General features: G+C 40.0%; 18 protein-coding genes. 2 read left to right on the top strand and 16 right to left on the bottom strand.

Features of this window, described 5'->3' with window-relative positions; all coding sequences use genetic code 11:
- Nucleotides 1-143: 143 nt before the first annotated feature.
- The 3 genes from QQK02_RS07650 to metB all read right to left on the bottom strand — a co-directional run bounded on the left by QQK02_RS07650 (nucleotide 144) and on the right by metB (nucleotide 5,593).
- Nucleotides 144-1,634, bottom strand: a complete 1,491-nt coding sequence (locus tag QQK02_RS07650; protein WP_284207394.1) for a hypothetical protein — start codon at nucleotides 1,632-1,634, stop codon at nucleotides 144-146.
- Between the two features lie 321 nt (nucleotides 1,635-1,955).
- Nucleotides 1,956-4,394: a bifunctional aspartate kinase/homoserine dehydrogenase II gene (metL, locus tag QQK02_RS07655; RefSeq protein WP_284207395.1), complete on the bottom strand. Its 2,439-nt coding sequence runs from the start codon at nucleotides 4,392-4,394 to the stop codon at nucleotides 1,956-1,958.
- A 38-nt stretch (nucleotides 4,395-4,432) separates the two neighbouring features.
- Nucleotides 4,433-5,593 carry a cystathionine gamma-synthase gene (gene metB / locus QQK02_RS07660; RefSeq protein ID WP_284207396.1) on the bottom strand — a complete coding sequence of 387 codons (1,161 nt, stop codon included), beginning with the start codon at nucleotides 5,591-5,593 and terminating at the stop codon, nucleotides 4,433-4,435.
- 179 nt (nucleotides 5,594-5,772) lie between these two features.
- On the opposite strand from metB, the gene metJ reads away from it, so the two are divergent.
- Nucleotides 5,773-6,102 (top strand): met regulon transcriptional regulator MetJ, encoded by a 330-nt coding sequence (gene metJ, locus QQK02_RS07665; RefSeq protein WP_284207397.1) that lies wholly within the window; start codon nucleotides 5,773-5,775, stop codon nucleotides 6,100-6,102.
- A gap of 54 nt (nucleotides 6,103-6,156) precedes the next feature.
- On the opposite strand, the gene QQK02_RS07670 is transcribed toward metJ, so the two are convergent.
- From QQK02_RS07670 to QQK02_RS07725, 12 genes are all read right to left on the bottom strand, one after another.
- Nucleotides 6,157-7,398 (bottom strand): malic enzyme-like NAD(P)-binding protein, encoded by a 1,242-nt coding sequence (locus QQK02_RS07670; RefSeq protein WP_284207398.1) that lies wholly within the window; start codon nucleotides 7,396-7,398, stop codon nucleotides 6,157-6,159.
- Nucleotides 7,399-7,865: 467 nt separating this feature from the next.
- On the bottom strand, nucleotides 7,866-9,161 hold the full coding sequence (locus QQK02_RS07675) for an adenylosuccinate synthase (protein ID WP_284207399.1): 1,296 nt from the start codon (nucleotides 9,159-9,161) through the stop codon (nucleotides 7,866-7,868).
- A gap of 125 nt (nucleotides 9,162-9,286) precedes the next feature.
- The gene (locus tag QQK02_RS07680; RefSeq protein ID WP_284207400.1) at nucleotides 9,287-9,475 is read right to left on the bottom strand and encodes a DUF2065 domain-containing protein; all 189 of its coding nucleotides are present in this window, start codon (nucleotides 9,473-9,475) and stop codon (nucleotides 9,287-9,289) included.
- A 46-nt stretch (nucleotides 9,476-9,521) separates the two neighbouring features.
- The gene (hflC, locus tag QQK02_RS07685; RefSeq protein WP_284207401.1) at nucleotides 9,522-10,406 is read right to left on the bottom strand and encodes a protease modulator HflC; all 885 of its coding nucleotides are present in this window, start codon (nucleotides 10,404-10,406) and stop codon (nucleotides 9,522-9,524) included.
- 3 nt (nucleotides 10,407-10,409) lie between these two features.
- Nucleotides 10,410-11,558 (bottom strand): FtsH protease activity modulator HflK, encoded by a 1,149-nt coding sequence (gene hflK, locus QQK02_RS07690; RefSeq protein ID WP_284207402.1) that lies wholly within the window; start codon nucleotides 11,556-11,558, stop codon nucleotides 10,410-10,412.
- A 91-nt stretch (nucleotides 11,559-11,649) separates the two neighbouring features.
- Nucleotides 11,650-12,930 (bottom strand): ribosome rescue GTPase HflX, encoded by a 1,281-nt coding sequence (hflX, locus tag QQK02_RS07695; RefSeq protein WP_284207403.1) that lies wholly within the window; start codon nucleotides 12,928-12,930, stop codon nucleotides 11,650-11,652.
- A 33-nt stretch (nucleotides 12,931-12,963) separates the two neighbouring features.
- Complete coding sequence (hfq, locus tag QQK02_RS07700) at nucleotides 12,964-13,233, bottom strand: RNA chaperone Hfq (protein WP_284207404.1); 270 nt, start codon at nucleotides 13,231-13,233, stop codon at nucleotides 12,964-12,966.
- 88 nt (nucleotides 13,234-13,321) lie between these two features.
- Complete coding sequence (gene miaA / locus QQK02_RS07705; RefSeq protein ID WP_284207405.1) at nucleotides 13,322-14,257, bottom strand: tRNA (adenosine(37)-N6)-dimethylallyltransferase MiaA; 936 nt, start codon at nucleotides 14,255-14,257, stop codon at nucleotides 13,322-13,324.
- 3 nt (nucleotides 14,258-14,260) lie between these two features.
- Complete coding sequence (gene mutL / locus QQK02_RS07710; RefSeq protein WP_284207406.1) at nucleotides 14,261-16,117, bottom strand: DNA mismatch repair endonuclease MutL; 1,857 nt, start codon at nucleotides 16,115-16,117, stop codon at nucleotides 14,261-14,263.
- A gap of 20 nt (nucleotides 16,118-16,137) precedes the next feature.
- Entirely contained in the window at nucleotides 16,138-17,460 is a 1,323-nt protein-coding gene (locus tag QQK02_RS07715; RefSeq protein WP_284207407.1) for an N-acetylmuramoyl-L-alanine amidase, read from the bottom strand.
- 10 nt (nucleotides 17,461-17,470) lie between these two features.
- Nucleotides 17,471-17,947 (bottom strand): tRNA (adenosine(37)-N6)-threonylcarbamoyltransferase complex ATPase subunit type 1 TsaE, encoded by a 477-nt coding sequence (gene tsaE / locus QQK02_RS07720; protein WP_284207408.1) that lies wholly within the window; start codon nucleotides 17,945-17,947, stop codon nucleotides 17,471-17,473.
- Complete coding sequence (locus QQK02_RS07725; RefSeq protein ID WP_284207409.1) at nucleotides 17,928-19,463, bottom strand: NAD(P)H-hydrate dehydratase; 1,536 nt, start codon at nucleotides 19,461-19,463, stop codon at nucleotides 17,928-17,930. The genes tsaE and QQK02_RS07725 overlap by 20 nt, the downstream gene beginning before the upstream one ends.
- Nucleotides 19,464-19,486: 23 nt before the next feature.
- Between QQK02_RS07725 and queG the strand changes: the two genes are divergently transcribed.
- A complete protein-coding gene (gene queG, locus QQK02_RS07730) occupies nucleotides 19,487-20,629 on the top strand; it encodes a tRNA epoxyqueuosine(34) reductase QueG (protein ID WP_284207410.1) in 1,143 nt (380 codons plus the stop codon).
- Here the strand turns inward: queG and QQK02_RS07735 are convergent.
- Nucleotides 20,626-24,111 (bottom strand): hypothetical protein, encoded by a 3,486-nt coding sequence (locus tag QQK02_RS07735; protein ID WP_284207411.1) that lies wholly within the window; start codon nucleotides 24,109-24,111, stop codon nucleotides 20,626-20,628. The two genes, queG and QQK02_RS07735, sit on opposite strands and share 4 nt — an antisense overlap.
- Between the last annotated feature and the right edge of the window lie 64 nt (nucleotides 24,112-24,175).

Genomic DNA, 24,175 nt, shown 5'->3' on the forward strand with positions numbered 1-24,175 from the left:
ATTAAAGCTTATCGTCGTAATTTCAGAGAAAACATTTCAAACACCTAAAGATATGGCTATGTAACAATTAGGGTAAACCTTAACAAGAGAAAAATATAAATGCAATAAAATTGCATAATTATTTATAAGGGAGTTTCTTTTGATTATCGCTCTTGTTCGTAAACAGAACGATTCCATAGTTTTTGATGGTTTTTTATTGAGAAGTAGTCATTAGGGAGCCAGCATCGAGGTAAAACATCCAACTCTCTGCGCTCTTCATAGTTGGACGAGATTACTTCTAAAATCTCAAGTAAACGTTTCTTACTAACACGAGCAAGACGTTTGGCAGTTTGAGTAAAGTGTAGGTTACTTGTTGTTTCAATAACCGTATTTTGACCATGACTTATAAAGGTTAAGCCACGAGTTGCTGGCCGACATATCGGTTCTTCGGGGTTTTCAGGGTACAAAGAACACACAATAGCATATTCGTAAGTATCCATATCATTGCCATCAGAGGCTTTAGGGATATACGTAACACCGTAACCTTGTGGAAACATGCCAACCACTTTATAAAAGCTATCTACAACACGCTGGCTACAAGCACCTCTTTCGGCATTGGTATTTAATACGCTAAATACTTTAGGAATTACTTTATAGTTATAACTATCTTTCGTTGATAGCACTATAGACGCATAAATTTGTGGGACTTTAAGCAAATTACCGATACTGTTTTGTGGATTAACACCGCGCTTAAGTAACTTTTTAACAAACATCAGTTTAGCTTTTTCGTCTTTAACGAAACGATCTCTATCTTCTTTAGAGTTACCAATATAGTTGAGTGTGCCAATGCCTTCATTGACATATTTCATCGTTTCTCTAAAGGAAACTTGCAAGAGTGCCTTACGCTGCTCAATGTCTAACGTTCGATAAGGATCTTCTTTACCATTTTTTCCGCATAATATTTCACGTGCTTCTGGATGAAAGTTACCAATATCTTGTGCAAGCGCAGCTGATACCACGGCAACCTTTACCTGCTCACAAAAATACTTATGTGCTGCAGGATTAATTTCTATGAAGTCCTGGTAGCGCTCTGCAGGAATGTCATTTAGGTATTGATTGATAAATTCGTCGTTAAGTTGCTCTTGTGTTAGTAAATCATCTAATAGGCGTAGGCACAACACCGCCTTATACAAAGGCTTATGTTGTTCATTTTTTTCAGCAATTTTACTGCCTTCAGTTGGGCTAAGTAGTTGAATAGTACCTAAAACTAGTGACGATTTTCGAATGGTATCTTCAGCACTATCACCTTCGGTTAAACCAATGATTTCATGAACAATTTCCAAGAAGTGTCGATGCCTATCAAAACGCTCTGCAGAAAACTCTTGCTTAAATTCTTCAAGCTCAAGTTGGGCATGTTCTAAGGCAATTTGTCTATTTTTAACTTTACTGGTTTGTGCCACTTCTAACTTGGCTTTTTGCTCAATAATATTGCTTTCGAGTTCTCGTTGTCGTGTTTCTCTAGCTGGTTGTAACTCATAAAACTCAATAGCACGTTTCAAGATCGAATCATCACTAGGTGCTAAACCATAAATTTTGTTTAGCAGCCCTTTGATTTGTGTTGTGATAATTAAATCTTGTAAAACTTTCTTTGCCATTTAGTTCGTCAACTAGCCTAAATTTTTGAAAATATACAAAAATGCTAGTTAATAAACGAAACAATCACAAGCAAAATTAATGATATTTTACACCTTGTTACGTGAGTGTTTTAATAATTGACGGAATAGCGAATTATTTGTTAACCCGTTTTTCGCCTCAAAAGCCTAATAAAGTACAAATAATACGGGTTACCGATATGAACGTTAGAAGTTAGCGGTGCTAACTGCGCTGCATTTGAAAGAAAGAACTAAAAAATCCAGTATTAACCATGTCGTTAATACTGAATTTAAAGACTCTATTTGCGTTAGCGCATGAGTAACTTATTCGTTTAACCCTTTAATTTTAACTTGATGCTGTTTAGTTGATAGTTGTTCACAGATCGCAACCAAATCAGAGTGTATGCCACCTGCCGTAACATCTCTGCCTGCACCCGGTCCACGAATGATTAATGGGTTATCTTGATACCATTGGCTTTCAATTTTGAAAATATTATCGCAAGGATTTAAGCGAGCAAAAGCATCATCAGTATCAAGAAATGCCAATCCGACGTTAGCTTGATAGCCGTCTTCATTAATTTCAAATTTCGCGATATAACGCAAACATTTACCTTCAGATTTGGCTTGTAATAATTGGTTTTCAAAGAGTTCATCAAGCAAATGTGATTGCTTAAGAAAATCTTGCGTTGATAACGAAACCAATTGTTCAGGTACCAAAGATTGGCATTCGATATCTTCCAAAGACAAAGTAAAGCCGGCTAATCGCGCTAAGATCAGTAATTTTCGCTGAACATCTCGGCCAGATAAGTCTTCACGAGGATCAGGCTCTGTTAACCCTTGTGATAAAGCATTCGTTAATAACTCAGAAAAAGGCACGCTGCCATCGTATTGTTCAAATAGCCAAGATAAAGTACCTGAAAAAATACCTGAAATAGCTTTGACTTCATCACCACTGCGTCGTAAGTCATTAATCGCAAAATTAATTGGTAAACCAGCACCTACCGTCGTATTACCTAGCCAAACACTACCATTTTGCTCTGCTAATGCCGTTAAGCCATTGTAATACTCAGTAGAACTAGACGCTGCCCACTTATTCGCACCGATAACATGAATACCTTGTTGAAAGAATTCACGATATAGCAAACTAAACGTTTCACTTGGCGTAATGTCGACCACTATCAACTCATCATATGGGTGATTTTTAAGCCAGGTTAGTAATAAGGTTTCATCATAATCTTTTGCTTGTTTTTCAAATTGCAATAGTGCTTGTTTCGGGCTAATGCCATCTGTATTAATGAGCGCTTTTTTAGAGCTAAGCAAACCGACTAAGTGGACATTTTCCAATACGGATTGACGTTTAATTTGATTCGGTAGCAAGGATAGAAAGCGCTCACCAATATTACCCAAGCCAGCTACGACAACACCGATATGTTTAGCATCTTTTGTCATTTCATGATGCACAACATTGGTTAGCTCAGGACTACAACTATCAGGTAGCACGCTAATGATGCTGTGCTCTGAAGTAGAAGAAACAACATCAAGTGTTCTTGTGTTTTCTAATGCGCGTTTAAATCTGGCTTTAACATCACCTCTTTCAGCAACCTTATGGCCAACGACAGCAATGATTGCAACAGGTTTAAAGGTAACGTCTCCTACTTTGCTAGCAAACCATTGACTGACTGCTTTTTGCTGCTCTTGTTTGATTACCATGAGTGCTTGCTTTTCATCAAAGCAAATAGGTGAGAATCGGGTAAATGCTTCAGGCTTTGACAACGCAGACAAATGCTCGCTACTCACTAACAACACGTCATTGGAGTAGGTAACTGACAGTTCTTGTTTAGCTAAAAAGCCAAACTTGCCAATTTCGGTACCACTGATTTCACTATCAAATGAACTAGCAACATGTAAATGCGTAGCATGCTCTTCTAGTGGTTTTAAGGTATTTACATGAAGCACAGGATTACCTAATCGACCAAGTTCTCGTGCTACTCCATTAGGTAAACGATGCAATTTTCTAGCTGCAGGCACAACGCGCGGATCTGCACTATAAATACCGTCGACATCGGTCCATAACGTAACATTAGCAGCGCCAGTTAACGCTGCCATAATTGTTGCCGAATAATCAGAGCCATTGCGTCCTAATGTACAAGACTGCCCGTTAACGTCGCGCGCAATATAGCCCGTTGCAATGGTCAGTTGATGAGTTTGCTTAAGCTGATTGAATTGGTCGCGACTATAGTCATAATTAACTTGTGGCTCTTGCTCTGAGGCTATTTGAATAAAATCTCGCGAATCAAGCGCATGACTAGGACAAATACGTTCATTAAGCACTGCTGATAATAAGCGTGCTGACCACACTTCACCAAAGGCTAAAATGTTATTGCGTTGCTGCTTGTAATCATTTGCGAGCCAATCTGATAGCTGTAAAAAATCATCACTTAGCTGTTTTGTTAAATAGCTACTATTTTGCTCGTTAAGCAGCTCAGCAATTAACCCTTTTAGCTGAAAATGCAGGTTATTTAGCGCTTCAGTATAATCAACTTCGTCTTTTGCTAACTGGCATAGGTTGAAAAGTTGATCGGTGACACCACCGTTTGCTGAAACAACAACAATATCGTTGATTTGGCAATGACGACAAATGATATCGATAACTCGCTCAATACACTCGCTATTAGCAAGGCTACTACCGCCAAACTTATGAACATTAATGGCTAATTTCCCAGTGTGGGTATTTGCGTGTTTAATTAAATTTTCTATGGTCATTACTTATATCAACTAACAATCTGGGAATTCAAAACAATTTACGGATTTTGGCTACACTGTAGGCCATGGGCTAAATCAGCAATAATATCATCAACATGTTCAATGCCGACAGAAATTCTTACCAATGACTGGCTAATACCTGCCGCTTTTTGTGCCTCAATATCCATGCCGGCATGCGTCATCGTAGATGGGTGGCTAATTAAGCTTTCAACACCCCCCAATGATTGGGCAAGCGTAAAGAGGGATAAGTTATCAAAAAGCGCTTTAACTGCTTCTACACCGCCCTTCACTTCGAAGCTCAACATAGCGCCAAAGCCATTTTGTTGTGTTTTAGCAAGTTGATGCTGTGGGTGGCCAGTTAAGCCTGGGAAATAGACTTGTTCGATTGCTTCATTGGCGTCTAAAAACTTAGCTACGGCAAGTGCGGTTGCTTGATGCTGTGCAATACGCAATGGCAGTGTTTTAAGACCGCGAAGCGCCAAATAGCTATCAAAGGCTGATCCCGTAATACCTATACAGTTCGCCCACCAAGCAAGCTCTTCACCAAGCGCTGGATCTTTTGTCACAAGTACACCACCTACAATGTCACTATGACCATTTAGATATTTGGTTGTTGAGTGGAAAACAATATCTGCCCCCAACAACAACGGCTTTTGTATAACAGGCGATAAGAAGGTGTTATCAACGGCAACTAAAGCCCCTGCTTGCTTAGCCTGTTCGCTAATTTTTTGAATATCAACAATCCTCAATAACGGATTGCTTGGTGTTTCAATCAATACTAGCTTAGGTTGAGATAACAATGCTTGTTCAAGTGCTGCGTCATCACTTTGATCAACGACAATAAGATTAAAATTACCTTTTTTCGCTAGAAACGAAAATAATCGGTAGCTACCACCGTAACAGTCGTGAGGAATTACGACGCTATCACCAACGCTGACTAGCTGTAATAACAAATGAACTGCAGACATACCTGTACTGGTAACAATGCCTGTAGAGCCTTCTTCTAGGTCAGCTACAGTTTGTCCAAATGTGGCACGTGTTGGGTTACCAGTGCGCGAATAATCAAAGTCTCGCTTCTCATTAAAGCCTTTTAAAGCGTAGGTGCTAGACAAATGTATTGGTGCAACAACAGCACCATGGTGCTTGTCGATATTAATGCCACCGCGAGCTGCTTGCGTTTCAATATGTGGTTTGCGCATCTTTTGTCCTGCAATAAAGTATCATAAAAAAATAGGCGTTTAGACGTCTATAACTCTAAACGTATTGGATTAGCGGGTCAAGCTATTTTTAGACGTCTAAACTTCTACACATTCATAGTTGACTGTTTTCTCACAACCAGTACAATTCCAATGGTTTAAAAACTTTTAGAGGTATTTTCATGGCGAAGTGGAATGGTGAATATATAAACCCATATGCCGAACATGGTAAAAAAAGCGAACAAGTAAAAAAAATAACGGTATCCATTCCTTTACGTGTATTGAAAGTGTTAACTGACGAGCGTACAAGACGCCAAGTCAATAACTTGCGTCATGCAACAAATAGTGAATTGTTATGTGAAGCGTTTTTACATGCCTTTACTGGGCAACCATTACCTGATGATGAAGACTTAACAAAAGATAATCCTGAGAAACTACCAGCGAGTGTTCGCAAGGTGCTTGCAGAAAATGGGATTACTGATTTTAGTATCTTTGAAGATGATGAAGAATAATCATCTTAAATAAAAAAACGCGCCTGTTGGCGCGTTTTTTTGATCTAATACTCTCTAGATAAAGTAGTTTTCAGGCAATTCAATTTGAGCAACGCCAGATTCAATTGCCGCTAATGCGACAGCGCGAGCCACTCTTGCACATAGACGAGAATCCATTGGCTTAGGAATTATATACTCTTTACCAAAGATCAGTGATGTTTCACCGCTTGCTAAAAGTACTTCTTCAGGAACAGGTTCTTTAGTTAATTCTCGAATTGCATTCACCGCAGCAATTTTCATTTCATCATTTATTTTCGTCGCACGAACATCTAATGCCCCTCTGAAAATAAACGGGAAACATAACACGTTGTTCACCTGATTTGGATAATCAGAACGACCTGTCGCGATGATCACATCGTCACGCGCAGCTTTGGCAAGTTCGGGTTTTATTTCTGGATCTGGATTTGAACAAGCAAAGACAACTGGGTTAGGTGCCATCAATTTTAGTTGCTCAGCAGACAGTAAATTAGGGCCTGAAACGCCAACAAAAACATCTGCGCCATCAATCGCTTCTTCAAGTGTGCGTTTGTCTGTATTATTAGCAAAGAGCTTTTTATATTCGTTCAAGTCATCACGGCGTGTGTGCACAACACCCTTGCGATCAAGCATGTAAATTTTTTCACGTTGTGCACCACACTTAATCAGTAGCTCCATACAAGCGATTGCGGCAGCACCTGCGCCCATACAAACAATATTAGCATGCTTGATGTTTTTACCTTGAATCTCTAGTGCGTTAATCATACCCGCAGCAGTCACAATCGCCGTACCATGCTGATCATCATGAAACACAGGTACCTTGCAACGTTCAATTAATGCTTTTTCAATTTGGAAACATTCTGGTGCTTTAATGTCTTCAAGGTTAATACCACCAAAACTATCAGCAATATTAGCAACAGTAGAGATGAACTCTTCAACCGTATTGTGGGTTACTTCAATATCAAATGAATTAATGTCAGCAAAACGTTTAAACAGAAGGGCTTTACCTTCCATTACCGGCTTTGACGCCATAGGACCTAAATTACCTAATCCTAAAATTGCAGTACCATTTGAGATAACGGCAACGGTGTTACCTTTACCTGTATATTTGTAGACATCATCTGGATTCTCTGCGATTTCTCTTACCGGCTCTGCTACACCTGGGCTATAGGCCAGTGAGAGATCTTTTGACGTTTCAGCAGGAGTAGTAATTTCAACGCTAATTTTGCCTGGCGTTGGAGCGGCATGGTAATCAAGAGCTTGCTGACGTAAATCGGCCATTAGTATTTCCTAAAAAGTCTACGATGATAAAGAAACTGTGTTTGAAAGTTTTCTTGAAAAGCTTCAAGTACGCATATGGTAAGTGATTGCTTTCTCGCAATTCAAGAGCTGACAAAGCCTACCAGTTAGTATGACACTGAAAATAGTGCAACAGCTCTAAGCTAAATTCACATTATTTTGTTAAATATTCGCTATGCCTTTTTGCAATATTTCATTAATGTGTTTCTAGAGGATCACAACTAATGACAACATTTGGTGAATTTTAAAGCTTTTTAGATACTATTTGATTCGTGTTTAAGTTATCAAATAACAGGGAAATCAATGCGTATTAGCGCCCAGTTTTGAAAGCAATAGATGGATAAATATGTAATAAAAAAATTTATATTTTTTTGTTATGTAATAGAAAGTTTGGACAAAAAAAAGCCAACACGATGGTTGGCTTTTTTTCATTTTTAATATCGAATCGATTATTCGAAAGGGTTTACCAAGATCATTGTTTCAACACGATCTGGGCCTGTTGAAATAATATCAATTGGGACACCTGTAATTTCTTCGATTCGCTTAATATAAGCGCGAGCATTATCAGGTAATTGCTCTACTGTTGTAGCACCAACAGTTGACTCTGACCAACCAGGCATAGACTCATAAACTGGTGTGATTTTCTCATAACCTTCAGCTGCTGTCGGTGGCACGGTAATGATATCGCCTGCTTCAGTCTTGTAGCCAGTACAAATCTTTAACTCTTTAAGGCCATCAAGTACGTCTAATTTAGTTAAACAAAAGCCACTAATCGAGTTAACTTGAACAGCACGATGCATTGCAACAGCATCAAACCAACCGCAACGGCGTTCACGACCTGTTGTTGCGCCAAATTCATGACCAACTGTACCTAAATGATTACCAATTTCATCATCTAATTCTGTCGGGAATGGACCTGAACCAACACGCGTTGTATAAGCCTTAGTAATACCTAAAACATAGTCAATATGACGAGGACCAAAACCACAACCCGTTGCTACACCACCAACGGTAGTATTTGAAGAGGTTACATATGGGTAAGTACCGTGATCAATATCTAAAAGTGTACCTTGTGCACCTTCAAACATAATAGATTCGCCAGCAATACGTGATTGGTCTAGTAATTCAGCAATATCAGCAACCATATCTTTAATGATATCTGCTACTGCCATTACATCAGCAAGTACTTCATCATAACTTACTGGCTCAACCTTATAGTAGGTTGTTAGTACAAAGTTATGATATTCCATAATTTCTTTTAACTTAGCAGCAAAAGATTCTTTACAGAACAAATCACCAACACGTAAACCACGACGAGCAACTTTATCTTCATACGCTGGGCCAATACCACGACCTGTTGTACCGATTGCTTTGCTACCACGTGCTTTTTCACGAGCTGCATCTAGTGCGTTGTGATATGGAAGAATTAGAGGACATGCATCACTGATAAGTAAACGTTCACGTACTGGTACGCCACGCTCTTCTAGCATTTTGATTTCTGTCATTAACGCTTTTGGACAAAGTACAACACCGTTACCAATTAAACATTTTACGTTGTCACGTAAAACACCTGATGGAATTAAGTGAAGTACGGTTTTTTCACCGTTAATAACTAATGTATGACCTGCGTTGTGACCACCTTGATAACGAACAACAAATTTTGCTTTATCCGTTAAAAGGTCAACAACTTTACCTTTACCTTCGTCACCCCATTGGGTGCCCAGAACTACGACGTTTTTACCCATTTTCACATGTTGGTAAGAAAATTAGGCGGGGATTCTAACAAATATCTAAGGTCAGTAAAAGTGTTAATTGCACACTTATTAACCAAATCATCATTTTAATTTTCATTTAGGAATAAGTAATTGTTTTAGTTAAGCATCCAAAGTAAGACAGCACCTATAACCATAATAGACAGACCTATATTTCGAATATTAGCTGTCGGCTCTTGTGCTATTTTCGCTACATAGGCACGCCATTTATTAGGGAATAAAGCAGGAACAATACCTTCAATAATCAAGGCGATAGCAAATGCTGTTAGGAGTAATTCTAGTGACATAAATTAACCCGAAAAAAAAGCCATGACATGGTCATGGCTTTTTGATTTATTTTGAAGATTTACTATCTTTTAAATAATTAAAGAAGTCTCCATCAGGTTTCACCACCATGATGTCATTCTTGTTACTGAAACTCTTTTGGTAGGCTTCTAAGCTTCTATAGAAAGAAAAGAACTCTTTATCTTGATTGTAAGCATCAGCATACACTTTAGCTGCAAGTGCATCACCCTCACCTCGAATTTCAAAAGCTGTCTTCTGAGCCTCTGCAAGCATAACCGTAACTTTTGCATCAATCGTTGCACGGATAATTTCCGATTGCTCTTGACCTTCAGAACGGTGTTCTTTTGCTACTGCTGTACGTTCAGCTCTCATACGGTCATAAATTGAATTACTCACCTCAGTTGGTAAGTTAATCGCTTTAATACGCACGTCGATAACTTCAATACCTAAGTCTTCTTTTGAGCTTTCTGCACTTTCTAACGCTTTTGACATAATGCCATCACGATCACCAGAAACAATTTCTTTTATTGTGCGTGCACCAAACTCTGTACGTAAGCCGTTATTAACTTTTTGCTTAAGTAACGCAGATGCATTATCAACATTACCTGATGTACGTAGGTAGAACGTTGAAAAATCAACGATTCGCCATTTTACGTACGAATCTACCATTAAGTCTTTTTTCTCTGCTGTTACAAAACGATCAGGTGCTTCATCTAACGTTTGAATACGCGCATCAAACTTGGTCACATTTTCAATCATTGGGACTTTGAAGTGCAAACCTGGTTCATACACCAACATTTCTTGTGTATCCGCATCACGTTTAATTTTCTTAAATTGGAAGGCAATTGCACGTTGCCCTTCGTTGACAACAAACACTGACGATACAAACATCACTAACAATAGTGAGATAACAATCATTACAATATTTTTCATTGTTTAGTTTCTCCCACTATTAAAACGATCTGAACGGCCAGAAGCACTATTCATCGTCGTTGAAGGTTGTTGTTGTGACGTTGCCGAGTTCATCGGTTGCGATGTGCGCGCTGGCGCAGTGTTTTGTTGATTGATCATTTTATCAAGCGGGATGTACATCATATTATTACCGCCTTCAACATCAACCATTACTTTGGAGGTATTTGCATACACTTTTTCCATCGTCGCTAGGTATAAGCGCTCTCGTGTCACTTCAGGTGCAGCTTGGTATTCTGGTAACAGCTTTGTAAAGCGTGCTACTTCACCTTCTGCGTCTAAAACAGTTTGTTGCTTATAAGCTAACGCCTCTTGCTCCATGCGGCTCACTCGACCACGAGCGCGAGGCTCTATGCCTCTTGCATAGGCTTCAGCTTCACGTATGTAGCGAATTTCATCTTCTTGTGCAGAAATAGCGTCATCAAATGCGTCTTTCACTTCTTCAGGAGGACGAGCATCTTTAAAGTTAACGTCAACAACCATTAAGCCCATGTTGTATGGCTCAATAATCTTCTCAAGTTCTTGCCAAACACTTTGACGAACTTGCTCACGACCACTTGTTAGCACGTCATCCATTTCTGAATGACCAACAACATAACGTAATGCACTATCTAATGCTTCGCTTAAACTACTATCAGCATTCGTAACGCTGAAAATATAATCACGGGCATCAATAACACGGTACTGCACCTGCATTTCTACACGTACTACGTTCTCGTCTTGCGTTAACATGAAACCAGATGCTGGCAAATCACGTGTGGTTTGCACATCAACAGGAATAATGTGTTCGACAAACGTCCACTTCCAACTTAAACCCGGCTCTACTAAACCAACATATTCACCAAAACGTAATTTAACACCTCGTTCCGCTTCTTTAATTGTATAGATACACGAGTAGGCATAAACAACTAATGCCACAAGTAGGGCTACAATAATAACGGCACTTGGGAAACTGTTGCTTGATTTATTTGATGAGCCATTGGAGCCACCAAATACGCCGCCAAATTTATTGCCTAAGTCTTTAAACAAATCGTCTAAATCAGGTGGACCTTGATTATTGCCACCTTTGTTTTTCCAGGGATCTTTATCATCTTTCCCCGGTTCATTCCAAGCCATGATGCTCTCCGAATAGTCACTAAAAAAATTATTTTGCTGATATTAGTATCATTTTCGACAAATTAAGAAGAAAAGACAATAGATCAGACTGTTAATGCTCAATAAAGTGTTCAATCGTTGCTGTTTTTGCAATTCGATTCCACTCTCTTTCTGGTAATTTGACGGCTAAGATGCAATTACCTTGGTCGTCATAGCTTTCTTTTGTAATACAGTTTAATTGATAAAACTCACCACGAAGCTTGCCTGCTGAAGGAGGTATTCTCAATGTATGCTGAACAATTTGAACGCCTAAACGTTCTGCTAACGCTTTATATAACAATTCAACGCCTTGGTTAGCACGAGCAGATAACCATACACGAATTGGTAACCCATTCTCATCTCTATCGATACGTGGCGCAATATCATTTAGGTTATCTATTTTGTTACAAATTAATAACTGGGGCACATCGCCAGCATCAATCTCGTTAAGTACTTCTTCGACTTGTTCCATGTTTTCTTGGCGACGTTCATCTGAAATATCAACCACATGCAACAATAAATGAGCCTCACGTGTTTCAGTTAACGTTGCTTTAAACGCCGCAACTAAGTCATGAGGTAAATGGCGAATAAAACCTACGGTATCTGCGAGGATAACCCGACCAACATCTTCAACATCGATGCGCCTTAACGTTGGATCGAGTGTTGCAAATAGCTGATCAGCAGCATATACGTCAGCTTGCGTAATCGTATTAAATAATGTTGATTTACCAGCGTTAGTATACCCGACTAAAGAGACAGTCGGTATTTCAGCGCGGGTTCTTGAGCGTCTACCTTGCTGTCGCTGCTTCTCAACTTTATCTAAGCGCTTTTGAATATTATTCATGCGCTCACGTAATAATCGGCGGTCTGTCTCTAACTGAGTTTCACCAGGACCACGCAAGCCAATACCACCTTTTTGACGTTCAAGGTGAGTCCAACCACGTATGAGTCGAGAACTAATGTGACGTAATTGCGCAAGTTCAACTTGTAATTTACCCTCATGGGTACGTGCTCGTTGAGCAAAAATATCTAAAATAAGCGTTGTACGATCGACAACACGACATTCACACAGTGCTTCAACATTTTTTTCTTGAGATGGGCTAAGGCTGTGATTAAAAAGAACAACGTTTGCGCTATGTAGTTTTACCGCTTCTGCTATTTCTTCTACCTTACCTGAGCCGACAAAATATTTGCTATGGGGGGTGTTTCGCTTGCCAGTAATCACATCAAGTGCCGAAACACCTGATGATGACACTAACATTTCAAATTCTTGTAGATCTTCTCGACTGCTTTCGTCAGGAAAATCTACATGAACTAAGATTGCTTGCTCACCTGCCTGATAACGATCAAACAAATGAAGTACTCCTAATGGTTGGTACTACAAGCATTAATCCTGATTGTCCATTGGCTGGTTAAAGCCACCTTGATTACTTGTTGGAGCAGGATTAGTGTTTACAGCACGAGACGGCACAACCGTTGAAATAGCGTGTTTATACACCATTTGGCTTACCGTGTTCTTTAATAAAATAACAAACTGGTCAAATGACTCGACTTGGCCTTGCAGCTTAATGCCATTTACTAAGTAAATTGCCACTGGAATGCGATCACGACGTAATGCATTCAAAAATGGGTCTTGTAAAGATTGCCCCTTTGCCATTATTGGCCCCTTTTTTTTATTGTTAGTGAAATAAATTTTTTTAATTCAGCAGGTTAACTAGCTGTTAACATTCATTATACACAATTGTTTATAATTTGCTTATTTGTGATGTAATTACTTGTAAATTGTTGTTGTCTTCCATTTCCAACCAGGTGAGTTCATCCCAACCTCTTAACCACGTTAATTGACGTTTAGCCAATTGTCTAGTAGCACATACACCTTTAAAGATCATTTCATCAAAATCGTACTCACCATTGAGGTGTTGCCACATTTGACGATACCCGACACATCGAATCGATGGTAAGTTTTCATGTAAATCACCACGGGCCTTTAATTGCACAACTTCTTCTTTGAAGCCTTGTTCGACCATTTTATTAAATCTTATTTCAATACGTTCATGCAAGGTTTTTCGATCTTTAGGCGTGATTGCAAATTGTAAAACATCCCCGGTTAAACGTTGACCTTTTATTGCGGTTAATTGTGTCAAAGTATTTCCTGTAATACGGAATACTTCTAACGCACGTGTTAGCCGTTGCGGGTCGTTCGGATGAATACGATTTGCAGATTCAGGATCTATTGTTGCCAATTCGGCATGTAATGCGTCCCAGCCCTTTTCTTGCGCTTCTTTTTCAATTTGCGCCCGAATATCTGCATTTGCTTCAGGCAGCGGAGAAATTCCATCAATTAAGCTTTTGAAGTACATCATAGTACCTCCTACCAACAAAGGAATCCGACCACTTTGGCGAATTTCCTCAATTGCTTGCAGTGCGTCCTTACAAAACTCAGCCGCAGAGTAGCTTTCTAATGGATCAATTAAATCAATTAAACGATGTGGATACTTAGCCAACTCTTCTGACGTTGGCTTAGCCGTACCTATATCCATCCCCTTAAAGACAAGGGCAGAATCAACACTAATAATCTCACACGGCAGGGTATCGTATAGCTCCATCGCTAACGCAGTTTTACCTGACGCGGTTGGCCCCATCAAACAAATGACAGGTGGTAATTTATTATCAGCGGACATAACTTACATCTTTAATTGGCTTGTACTGGATGTAAGGTCAACTATAGACGAATTCAAGGCAATATATTGATTAAAGTCATTTTGATGTTGGTTTTGCATTTGACGCCAAACAGGTAAATAACTATCTGTATCAATTTGCTCAGGCACAAGACGTGTTGCTAAAAAGTCTAACCAGTATTCAGTGATCGTTTCTTGTTGCTGTTGAACGTCAGTTAATTGCGCTAGGAAATTTAAGGCTTTTTGAATAAACTCGTTGATATCAAGTGCCCGCAATAGTGCTGGAAATTGCTTGATAACCACACCTTGTTGATAGCTTAAAACAATACCAGACTGCTTAAACAGCGCCTCAAATTGTTCGATTAAACTGATATGTTCTTGGACAATGTTCACTTTAATTGGCAACAATAAAGGTTGGCTCACTAAACCCGTTGCCCACTTTTCTTGTAATGACAATAAATAGGATTTTTTGGCTAAATTAATCGCGTCAAATATTTTCAGTTTACCTTCATCAATAATCAGTCCATATTGATTTTCAACAACAGCTAACAAAGATAGTTGCGGTGTACTAGCTTCGCCATCAACTAAAGCGTGTTCTCGCTCGGCAACAAATGCCTTAGCCGGTGTCATTAACGATTGGTAGTTTTGGCTCGCCTGTTTTGACACTTGGCTACTACCATAATGGCTAACGTTACTTGCTTGACTTGAATGGTGATTTTGACTGTTCGTAGATGCCAAAGGCGTAACGTAGCCTCTAACCTCATTAGTTTGTTCAGGCCGATTTAAAGGAGAAATAGCTGGCGATGAAACCACTGCAGGTTCTTGAACTGGGTATTGGTCTTCATCCTGATATAAAGCAGGTTCGCTAACACTTGCTAACGCTTTGTTGCATACCGAAAAAATAAAGTCGTGAATATAGCGCCCTTGATGAAATCTAACTTCATGTTTAGCAGGGTGAACATTCACGTCTACTTCACGGTGATCAAGCGTTAAATATAAAACAAACGCTGGATATTGATCACTTGCAAGGTACTCGCTGTAGGCTTGTTTAATCGCGTGATTAATTAATTTATCACGCATCATCCGCCCATTCACATAGCTATAGCATAAGTCGTTTTGACTGCGTGAAAACTGCGGTAGGCCTATCCAACCCCATAACGTTAAATCATTGTGATGAGTTTTGACTTCAATGGCATTGGCTAAAAAGCTTTGCCCGCAAACTTGCCCGATACGTTTGGCATAGCTTTCTTCATTTGCACACTGGCGATAGTGTTTAATCTGCTTACCATTATGCGTAAGAATAAAACTGACATCGAAATAGGCTAATGCGATGCGCTTGATCACTTCTTCAATATGAGTAAATTCTGTTTTTTCCGTACGCAAAAATTTGCGCCTTGCTGGTGTATTAAAAAACAAGTCAACGACATCAACAGTTGTACCATTGGGGTGCGCTGCTGGTAACACCTCAACAGCCATATCTCGACCTTCAGCTTTGGCTTGCCAGGCTTGTTCCTGTGCTTCGGGTTTTGATGTCAACGTTAAGCGTGCAACTGAGCTAATACTGGCTAATGCTTCGCCTCGGAAGCCTAAACTAGCAATGGCTTCCAAATCATCTAAATCTTTTATTTTTGACGTTGCATGTCGACTTAACGCCAACGTTAATTCGTCTTTAACGATGCCTTTACCGTTATCAACGATACGGATGCGCTTTGAGCCACCTTTTTCAATGTCGATACGAATTTTGGTTGCACCGGCGTCAAGGCTGTTCTCAACCAACTCCTTAACAACAGATGCTGGGCGCTCAACAACCTCACCTGCTGCGATTTGGTTAGCAAGGCGAGCGGGTAATATTTTTATTGTCATTTATGATTTCTTAGCAAAGGTTAATCGGCGCGGGGAATTTTTAAGGTCTGGCCAATTTTCACCGTATTAGAACGCAAATTGTTAGCCTGTTTTAGTTTACTGACAGACACATTATATCGTTGCGCTAATACCGATAAGGACTCACCGCGACTAACCGTATGCTTTTTAACAGCAATGGAAGCGTAGTGACTACCAGCAGGTGGATTATTTAAAAAGTAGCTTCTAATACCATCAAACATCGCTTTGGCTAACTTTTGTTGATGCTTAGGGTTAACGAGATTTCGCTCTTCTTGATGATTTGAAATAAAGCCAGTTTCCACCAAAACAGAAGGAATATCGGATGCTTTTAAAACGGCAAAATTACCATTTTGTGGCGTCTTTTTATGCATTTTAGTAATTTTGCGCATACGGCTAATAACGCTAGAGGCAACACCATGGCTAACTTCTAATGAATACTCTTTATTCATATCAGCTATTGTAATCGCGAGGTTATCGTCATTGGTATTTTTGATCACACTACCGCCACCACCCAGTAACTCTGAGTTTTTCTCTCGGTTAACCAACCATCGCGATAATTCGGATTCAACACGTCGGTTAGTCACTAGCCACACAGAGCCACCGCTCGGTTGTGGCGTGTGAAATGCGTCAGCGTGAATAGAGACTAAAAAATCTACATTTTTCTTACGGGCAATTTTAGATCGATCATTAACATGAATATAGTAATCGCCTGAACGAATAAGCTCGCCCTTTAGGCCTTTTTCTTTATCAATCAGCTTCTTTAATCTTTTGGCAATCGCTAATGTGACATTTTTTTCATAATTGCCACGATAACCTATTGAACCAGGATCTTCGCCACCATGCCCGGCATCTATACCAATGACAATATCTTGTTTTTGCTTCGGTGATTTAGCGGCGGTGTAAGACTTTTTTTGTTTGTCGTATAAATCGATTACCAAACGGTGACCATATTGGCCCGCTGGTGCTAAAGGAAACACAGAAGTTTTGTAACTCGCGTTAAGTTCAAGCACAAGCCTAGTTGTACCGGTTTTCTTTGATTTACTGGTGCGAATTTTTTTTATTCGGGGATCATTTTTACCAATATTAGCTAAATTAACGTTGCGCTTTGAATTCTCAAAATCGATAACTAATCGATGAGGGGCACTTAACGAAAAATATTTATATTTAGGTTGTTTGTCTAGATCAAACACTACGCGAGTATTTTCTGGCGCCGGCCAAACACGAATAGAGTCGATACTATTCGCTGCCAAACCTTCAAATGAGGCTAGCAATAAGACGAACAATAGTGCTCGTTTTAGCTTGTTTAATTGACGCTCAAGATACATATCTTTCCTACTACTGCGCGTTTAACCACTCAACTAATTGCTCACCTAACGACGATTGAGCAATCAACTCCACTTCACGTTGTTCACCACTATACGACAAATTAATAATGAAATCAGGTGCTGGAATCATTCCTTCGCCACGCTGCGGCCATTCGATAAATGAACAACTATTTTCATTAAAATAATCTCGTATGCCCATATATTCAAGTTCTTCAGGATCAGCAAGGCGATATAAATCAAAATGATATACCTGCCAAGGCGCTAAATCATAAGGCTCTACCAGCGTATAGGTTGGGCTTTTAACATGACTATCATGCCCCATCCCTTGAACAAAGCCACGAGTTAGCGTTGTTTTTCCAGCGCCTAAATCACCATTTAAATAGGCGACAACCCCATGATTCAATTGTTTTTTTACGGCCTGCGCGATCAATGACCCTAGGGCTGTGGTTGCTTGTTCATTTTCTAAATTAGCTTGATACTGGTTCATAAACACTTTGTAGTAATGTTGGAAATACTGAAAATAAGTCACTTGCTAAAAGGCCAACATAGCCTTGTTCAGCGGCGATATTATCACCTGCTTTGCCATGAAGATAAACTGCTAATCGCGTTGCGTCGAGTAAATTATCTGTTTGCAAAATCAACGCACCAATCATGCCGGCTAGCACATCCCCCATGCCACCAGTCGCCATAGCATGATTGCCCGTCGTGTTGATAAAGACCTGTTTACCATCACTGACCAAGGTACCAGGTCCTTTTAATAAGCAAACACATTGATATGTATTAGCTATCTTTTTTACAGCATCGAATCGATTGTTTTCAATAGCCGCTATACTACAACCAAGTAAAATGGCAGCTTCTTTTGGGTGTGGCGTTAAAACGCGAGCACCAGTATGACCTTGCATTAACGTTTGATTACTTGCTAGCAAAGACAAGGCATCTGCATCGATTACAAGATCAAGATCAGAACATAACATAAAATCTAATAATGACTGTGCCCATTCACTCTGACCAAGACCAGGGCCAATCACCGCCGCTTTAGCTTTTTTCAACGCTATGTTTGCTTGTAAATCTGCAACATCACTACCCGCAAGCATTAACTCATAACGATTGTTCATAATCATCGAATGATTTTGCTCAGCGCTTAACACACTGACTAAAGGCGCTCCGCACCTCAACGCTGCTTCACTTGCTAATCGGATAGCGCCTGGCATACCGGATTGACCACCGATCGTGAGTAAGAGTCCAATATGACCTTTATGCTGATGTATCACCCGTGGTAGTAATGTTGGTAGGTTTTCCGTTGTTTGACGTTGGGTCGTTGTTTTTACTAGCTGACAAAACCGATGCGCGAGTGATAATGATTCAAATACCAGCTCACCAACATGATGACAAGCCTCTCCCGTTAACAAGCCTTGTTTCATCGCCATGAAAATTACCGTTGCTTTAGCGATAATTGCATGGCTTGATACCTCTCCTGTTGTTGCGTTAACACCAGACGGTACATCGATACTAACCACAGGAAGTTGACGTGCCTGTATCATGGCAAAGAAATTGGCGACTAACGATGGCAACTGGCCTTTGAAACCAATACCGAACACAGCATCAACGACCAATTGATAAGCTTCATACTTAGAATCGTCTGGAACAAGTACATCTTGATCAACTTCTTCGATTTCACCGCCGATTGCTAAATATTCGTCACATGCCTGTCTCGCATCGCCCTTTAATTGAGCAATACGGGCGAATAACACGACTTTTACTGTAATCGATTGCTGCAGTGCTAAACGCGCGACCACAAAACCGTCACCACCATTATTTCCTTTACCACAAAGCACCAACAGAGAATGGTTTGGGTATACGCTATCGATATAATTAAACACTGCTTGGCCAGCACGTTTCATCAACTCATACAGCACAATACCTTTGCTTTGAGCAACCTCGGCTTCTTTCGCTAGGACAGTTGTGCCTGCATAAGCAAGCTGTGGTAAACTTTGCATCACCATGTATCATTCAACTTCTATTTTTCGTGAACTCATCTATTAACTATCAAGCACTTGCAGAAAAAATCAAGCGTTGGGGCACTGAACTTGGCTTCGCACAGGTTGGCATTTGCGATATTGACTTAGCAGAGCACGAAGAAAAACTGCAAGCTTGGCTAGATAATAGTTATCACGGCAACATGGACTATATGGCCAAGCATGGTTTAGCCAGAGCAAGACCTGATGCGATTCATCCAGGCTCAATACGTGTGATCAGCGCACGGATGAATTACCTACCACAGCAAGCTAAATTTGCCAAAATACTGAATAAACCCAAACATGCATATGTTAGTCGTTACGCTTTAGGTCGTGACTACCACAAACTTGTGCGTAAACGCTTAAAACAATTAGGTGACAGAATTAAGCAATATTGTGAAACGTTAGACTTTCGCCCGTTTGTTGACTCTGCACCTATACTCGAGCGCCCACTAGCAGAAAAGGCAGGTCTTGGTTGGGTTGGCAAACATAGCTTGTTGATTAATCAGCAAGCTGGCTCATGGTTTTTCTTAGGAGAGTTATTAGTCAACATTCCACTACCTGTTGATACACAAGTGCCCGAACAATGTGGTCAGTGTGTTGCCTGTCTTAAAATTTGCCCAACACAAGCAATTGTCGAGCCTTACGTTGTTGACGCAAGACGATGCATCTCCTATTTAACCATTGAACTACGTGATGCGATCCCTGTTCAATTAAGACCGTTAATCGGTAATCGAATATATGGCTGTGATGACTGCCAGCTTATTTGTCCTTGGAATAAGTATGGCCAACTGAGCCAAGAAGATGACTTTCAAGCGCGACAAGACCTCGATAATATTGAATTACTCGGTGTGTTTTCATGGGATGAAGAAACTTTTCTTGAGAAAACGCAAGGTTCTCCGATAAGACGAATAGGTTTTGACTGTTGGCAAAGAAATATCGCAGTTGGCCTAGGCAATGCTACCTATGATCCTGACATAGTGGCAGCATTAAACCAAAAGCGAGAGTCAGCTAGTGAGATGGTTAAAGAGCATATTGATTGGGCATTAGACCAGCAGCTTAGCAAGGCGCAGCAGCAAATAATCCCAGTGAATCAAAGGCTGCAAGCACGCCTGGTTCGCAGCATAGAAAAAGGCCTACCTAGAGACGCTTAAATTGCCTCGGCAAATGCGACGAGCCCTTTAATATCTCGCTCTATCTCTGGCATTAGTCGATGTGCATCATTAAACGCTTGATGTTCAATGCAGTGCAACAATTGCTCACTCCATGCATACAAGGCTTTACTGGCAATGATTTGACTCACTTTTTGTAAGGTTTGTGCTTGTTGTTTTGCATTATCCGTTGATTTGACCGCCAACGCATACTTTAACTGTTCGCAGGTTGTTGTCAGTTGCTCCATATAATCATCAACCATCAGTGCAGCTAATTCTGGTCCACCCATGTTTTGTGCATATTTTTCAATATCAAAACTCACCTCAACTGGCTCAACTTGTGCGTTTTCATCAGTAACTGGCTTTGTTGGTCTAGCTGTTTTTTGTTTTGCTAGCTCAGGCTGTTTCACTGATTTAACTGCTAACCACGGTTTTAACAACTCAACCCATTGCTCAGCCGTTGACGATAACGATAGTTGCTTTATTTCAATGACATCGGTTGCATTAAACGAGTGTTCTGATAGTGATATCACTAAACGCTTAACCTTTTTATGATGTGCAAGCTGATCAATATCCGCTAATGCCATGTCTGTTACTAATACACGATGAAGACCACAGCCCCATTGGTTTTGTGCTTCAGTCGATGAGCTTACGATGGTTACATTTAACCCTAACCAATTCAGTAGTGACGCTAAAGGTTGATGCTTCACTGTATCTTCAACAGCGACCAGCACTTTGATATTGGTGTTAACCGTATCTATCGATTGAATTTGGTCATGTTGATATGACAAATTATGTTGCGCTTTTGAAGATAAAAAACGATTGAGCTCAGCTAATAAACAAGCAGCCAGTTTCATGTTTATATTGAATGAATAACTATCATATTGGCTTTGAGGTAATTGAGGTGCGTCGTTTAATATAAACAACTTAGGCATCAATCGTTCAGGCAGTTGTTTGATCAAGGTATTAATTTGATGTGCATCATGATGCCCTTGTTCATTGGCACTAATCACTAAGCCAATTTTTTGTTTTTCTAGACGGCTTACTTCAAAGAAGCTTTGAGCATGCTCTAAACTGCTCACCGCAATTACATCACTACATACTGGCTTTAATAATGCGTCCAGCCATTGTCGATTCGCTTCCTCTTTAACAATCACAACGACACGTGTGCCGAGTTTAGGTAGTTCCCACTGCGCTTTTAGTTTTTCAACGTTGTCTGGTGTCGCATGTGGTAAATCAAACGCAAATTGCCAACCATGGCTTTCTTGCACTAATTCTATATTGTCGGCATGCAAATAAGTTAACAAGCTGCGGGCAAAATACGCTTGGTCAAAGGTGAGTGTCTTAGGCTGTTTTTCAAGTTGATGACTGACTAACAACATGGCTGGTGGGATTGACGATAACGCTTCTTTTTGCTGATAGTTAAATTGATACCGAATAACCAATTGCCCTGCATTCTGATCAACAATATGTGTACTTAGCGCTAAACCACCTGGCTGCTGTGTAAACTGCGCCTCGATTAAATACGCGATAACGTAATGATAAGTTGGTAAATCCAATAAAACGTTGATAGTAGATAAACCAAGTTGTTCACTAGTTAAGTGCTCAAAACTAATGTGTTTATCAGCGCCTGCTTTAAGCTGAGCATTATAGACATGTGCGGCGATGGTCTGTGATAGGTCAACGGCGGTTAACGATAAATTAGTGTCGTCAATATGTGTTTGTGCCCACAATCGCCCACCTTCACTCCATTCAATTAATTGATTAAGTTGTTGACCAAGTTTTAAAGACGTTCTATCACTTCGCTTAATACTTTGTTGGCTAAGATGGCTTCGAATCAGCTGCTGCTGAATATGGCTGAAGATTTTTTGTTCGCCCAACCACTGCTTTTGTTGTGCCTGAGCCAATTGTTCTGCAGAGCCAGTGAACTCTGATTCCTGCAGTAATTGCGCTGAAGAGTTGTAAGCTAAGGTAAATAACTTACTGTTAACGACACTAAACTTAATCGTTATTTGATGGCTTTCGTCAATCTTCACGTTAACTTGCACACTATTTTCAGGTGTTAGCGCTCGCAGTTTTTCAATAATTTCATGACATTGAGCTTGAGTAAACAGGCGACGCCACGAGTTAAGTTGGCTTAATTGATGATCACAATTTGCTAGATTGTTAAACCAATTCAAGTGTTGCTGCTCAACATCAAGCATCGGATTGTTTTCGGCGTGCATAATGGTTATGACGTTATGCCCGATAAGCCCATCGAGTAAATCTTGGTATTCGCCTAACAGACTTTGATAGGCGACCTCGTCATGCTCGGGCTGAAAGACATGATTTAGTTGTTCTAAAATGGTTTGTTGTGTATGAGTTTCAATCGAAATCGCAACATCTTGCTCTTGATTTTTGCTCACTAACGTCGTGACTAGTTGCTGTGTTTTCTCATCTGTTTGCTTGACCCGTTTAAGCATGCCCGATAGCAATAAAAAGATGGTACATAGGCTCAAGCCCAGGATTGCGACTAACCCTAAATAAAGGTGACGTTGCGTAAGCGACACGCCAAACTGCTCAATTAACTTGGCAAGCCCAAGGATAGGCTTATTAATAGGTCGTTTATTAATGTCTTCAACTTTTTTCAGCTTTTCATTTTGCTGAACCAGTTTATCGAGATAATCATGACTAACACGGATATGTCCACGCCATTTCGCGATAAGGCGAATCTCGCTAAAAAGATTATTACTTAACGCATTGAGGTGGTTAGCTAATTCATCATTTTCGGCCTGTAATTGATCTTGGTAAACGCCCTGCCATTGACTAAATTTTTCAGCATGTAACTCAAGCTCGTCAATTTCATTAATCGACGATAAGTAGGTTAATTGGCTTAATGTATCTGCTACTTGGTTTATATGACGATTTGCGTCTTGGTAGGCTTGAATATCATGGCTAACATTGGTGTGAGCAATTGCGCGAGAAGCCGTTACTCGATCACTGACTTTGTCGGCTAACACTTGATTGTATAAATTTGCTTGGCGATCACTCATCACCGCAATTAGGTCAATCATCGAGTGATTTACATAATTAATTAAAACAAGCGCATCATCGGTAATTGTCGCATTACGAGCTTCGTTGTTGGTGATTCGCGAGACTAAATTATCAAGCTCATCATCATTTAAAAAAGGAAAGTAACTGCGTCCAAAACCGCTAATTTTTTTTATGTCGTTGAGTTTTTCTTCTAAGCTCTGGTGACGATCGGCAAAACTTAATTCGCTTTGCTTTTGTTGCAGCTCAGAGATGGCCTCATCAGCCTCCTCAAGTAAAACAGATAATTGTTGTTGGCGTTCAAGTGCCGGCAGATATTGCTCAGAAATAGCTTTATCTTGCTGATAGCTTTGCCAAAGGAAAAGGCCACAACTCCCAACAATAAGTAGAGAGAAAAACGTAATACCAATTACTTTGTTATAGAGCAGTTCAAAACCTGACTTTTTATCAGCCAAAACAATTTCCTTTCATTTGGTACGTTCAATAAAAAACCTACTTACTATAAAGTAAGTAGGTTTT

This window comes from Thalassotalea eurytherma (assembly GCF_030161415.1).
Taxonomy (GTDB): domain Bacteria; phylum Pseudomonadota; class Gammaproteobacteria; order Enterobacterales; family Alteromonadaceae; genus Thalassotalea_G; species Thalassotalea_G eurytherma.

Excerpts from the sequence above, each read along its gene's own strand:
- mutL (WP_284207406.1), bottom strand. The coding sequence starts at position 16,117 with ATGACAATAAAAATATTACCCGCTCGCCTTGCTAACCAAATCGCAGCA.
- metJ (WP_284207397.1), top strand. The coding sequence starts at position 5,773 with ATGGCGAAGTGGAATGGTGAATATATAAACCCATATGCCGAACATGGT.
- hflK (WP_284207402.1), bottom strand. The coding sequence starts at position 11,558 with ATGGCTTGGAATGAACCGGGGAAAGATGATAAAGATCCCTGGAAAAAC.
- QQK02_RS07680 (WP_284207400.1), bottom strand. The coding sequence starts at position 9,475 with ATGTCACTAGAATTACTCCTAACAGCATTTGCTATCGCCTTGATTATT.
- QQK02_RS07650 (WP_284207394.1), bottom strand. The coding sequence starts at position 1,634 with ATGGCAAAGAAAGTTTTACAAGATTTAATTATCACAACACAAATCAAA.
- hflC (WP_284207401.1), bottom strand. The coding sequence starts at position 10,406 with ATGAAAAATATTGTAATGATTGTTATCTCACTATTGTTAGTGATGTTT.
- tsaE (WP_284207408.1), bottom strand. The coding sequence starts at position 17,947 with ATGAACCAGTATCAAGCTAATTTAGAAAATGAACAAGCAACCACAGCC.
- metL (WP_284207395.1), bottom strand. The coding sequence starts at position 4,394 with ATGACCATAGAAAATTTAATTAAACACGCAAATACCCACACTGGGAAA.
- metB (WP_284207396.1), bottom strand. The coding sequence starts at position 5,593 with ATGCGCAAACCACATATTGAAACGCAAGCAGCTCGCGGTGGCATTAAT.
- miaA (WP_284207405.1), bottom strand. The coding sequence starts at position 14,257 with ATGTCCGCTGATAATAAATTACCACCTGTCATTTGTTTGATGGGGCCA.
- QQK02_RS07715 (WP_284207407.1), bottom strand. The coding sequence starts at position 17,460 with ATGTATCTTGAGCGTCAATTAAACAAGCTAAAACGAGCACTATTGTTC.
- QQK02_RS07725 (WP_284207409.1), bottom strand. The coding sequence starts at position 19,463 with ATGGTGATGCAAAGTTTACCACAGCTTGCTTATGCAGGCACAACTGTC.
- QQK02_RS07670 (WP_284207398.1), bottom strand. The coding sequence starts at position 7,398 with ATGGCCGATTTACGTCAGCAAGCTCTTGATTACCATGCCGCTCCAACG.
- hfq (WP_284207404.1), bottom strand. The coding sequence starts at position 13,233 with ATGGCAAAGGGGCAATCTTTACAAGACCCATTTTTGAATGCATTACGT.
- QQK02_RS07675 (WP_284207399.1), bottom strand. The coding sequence starts at position 9,161 with ATGGGTAAAAACGTCGTAGTTCTGGGCACCCAATGGGGTGACGAAGGT.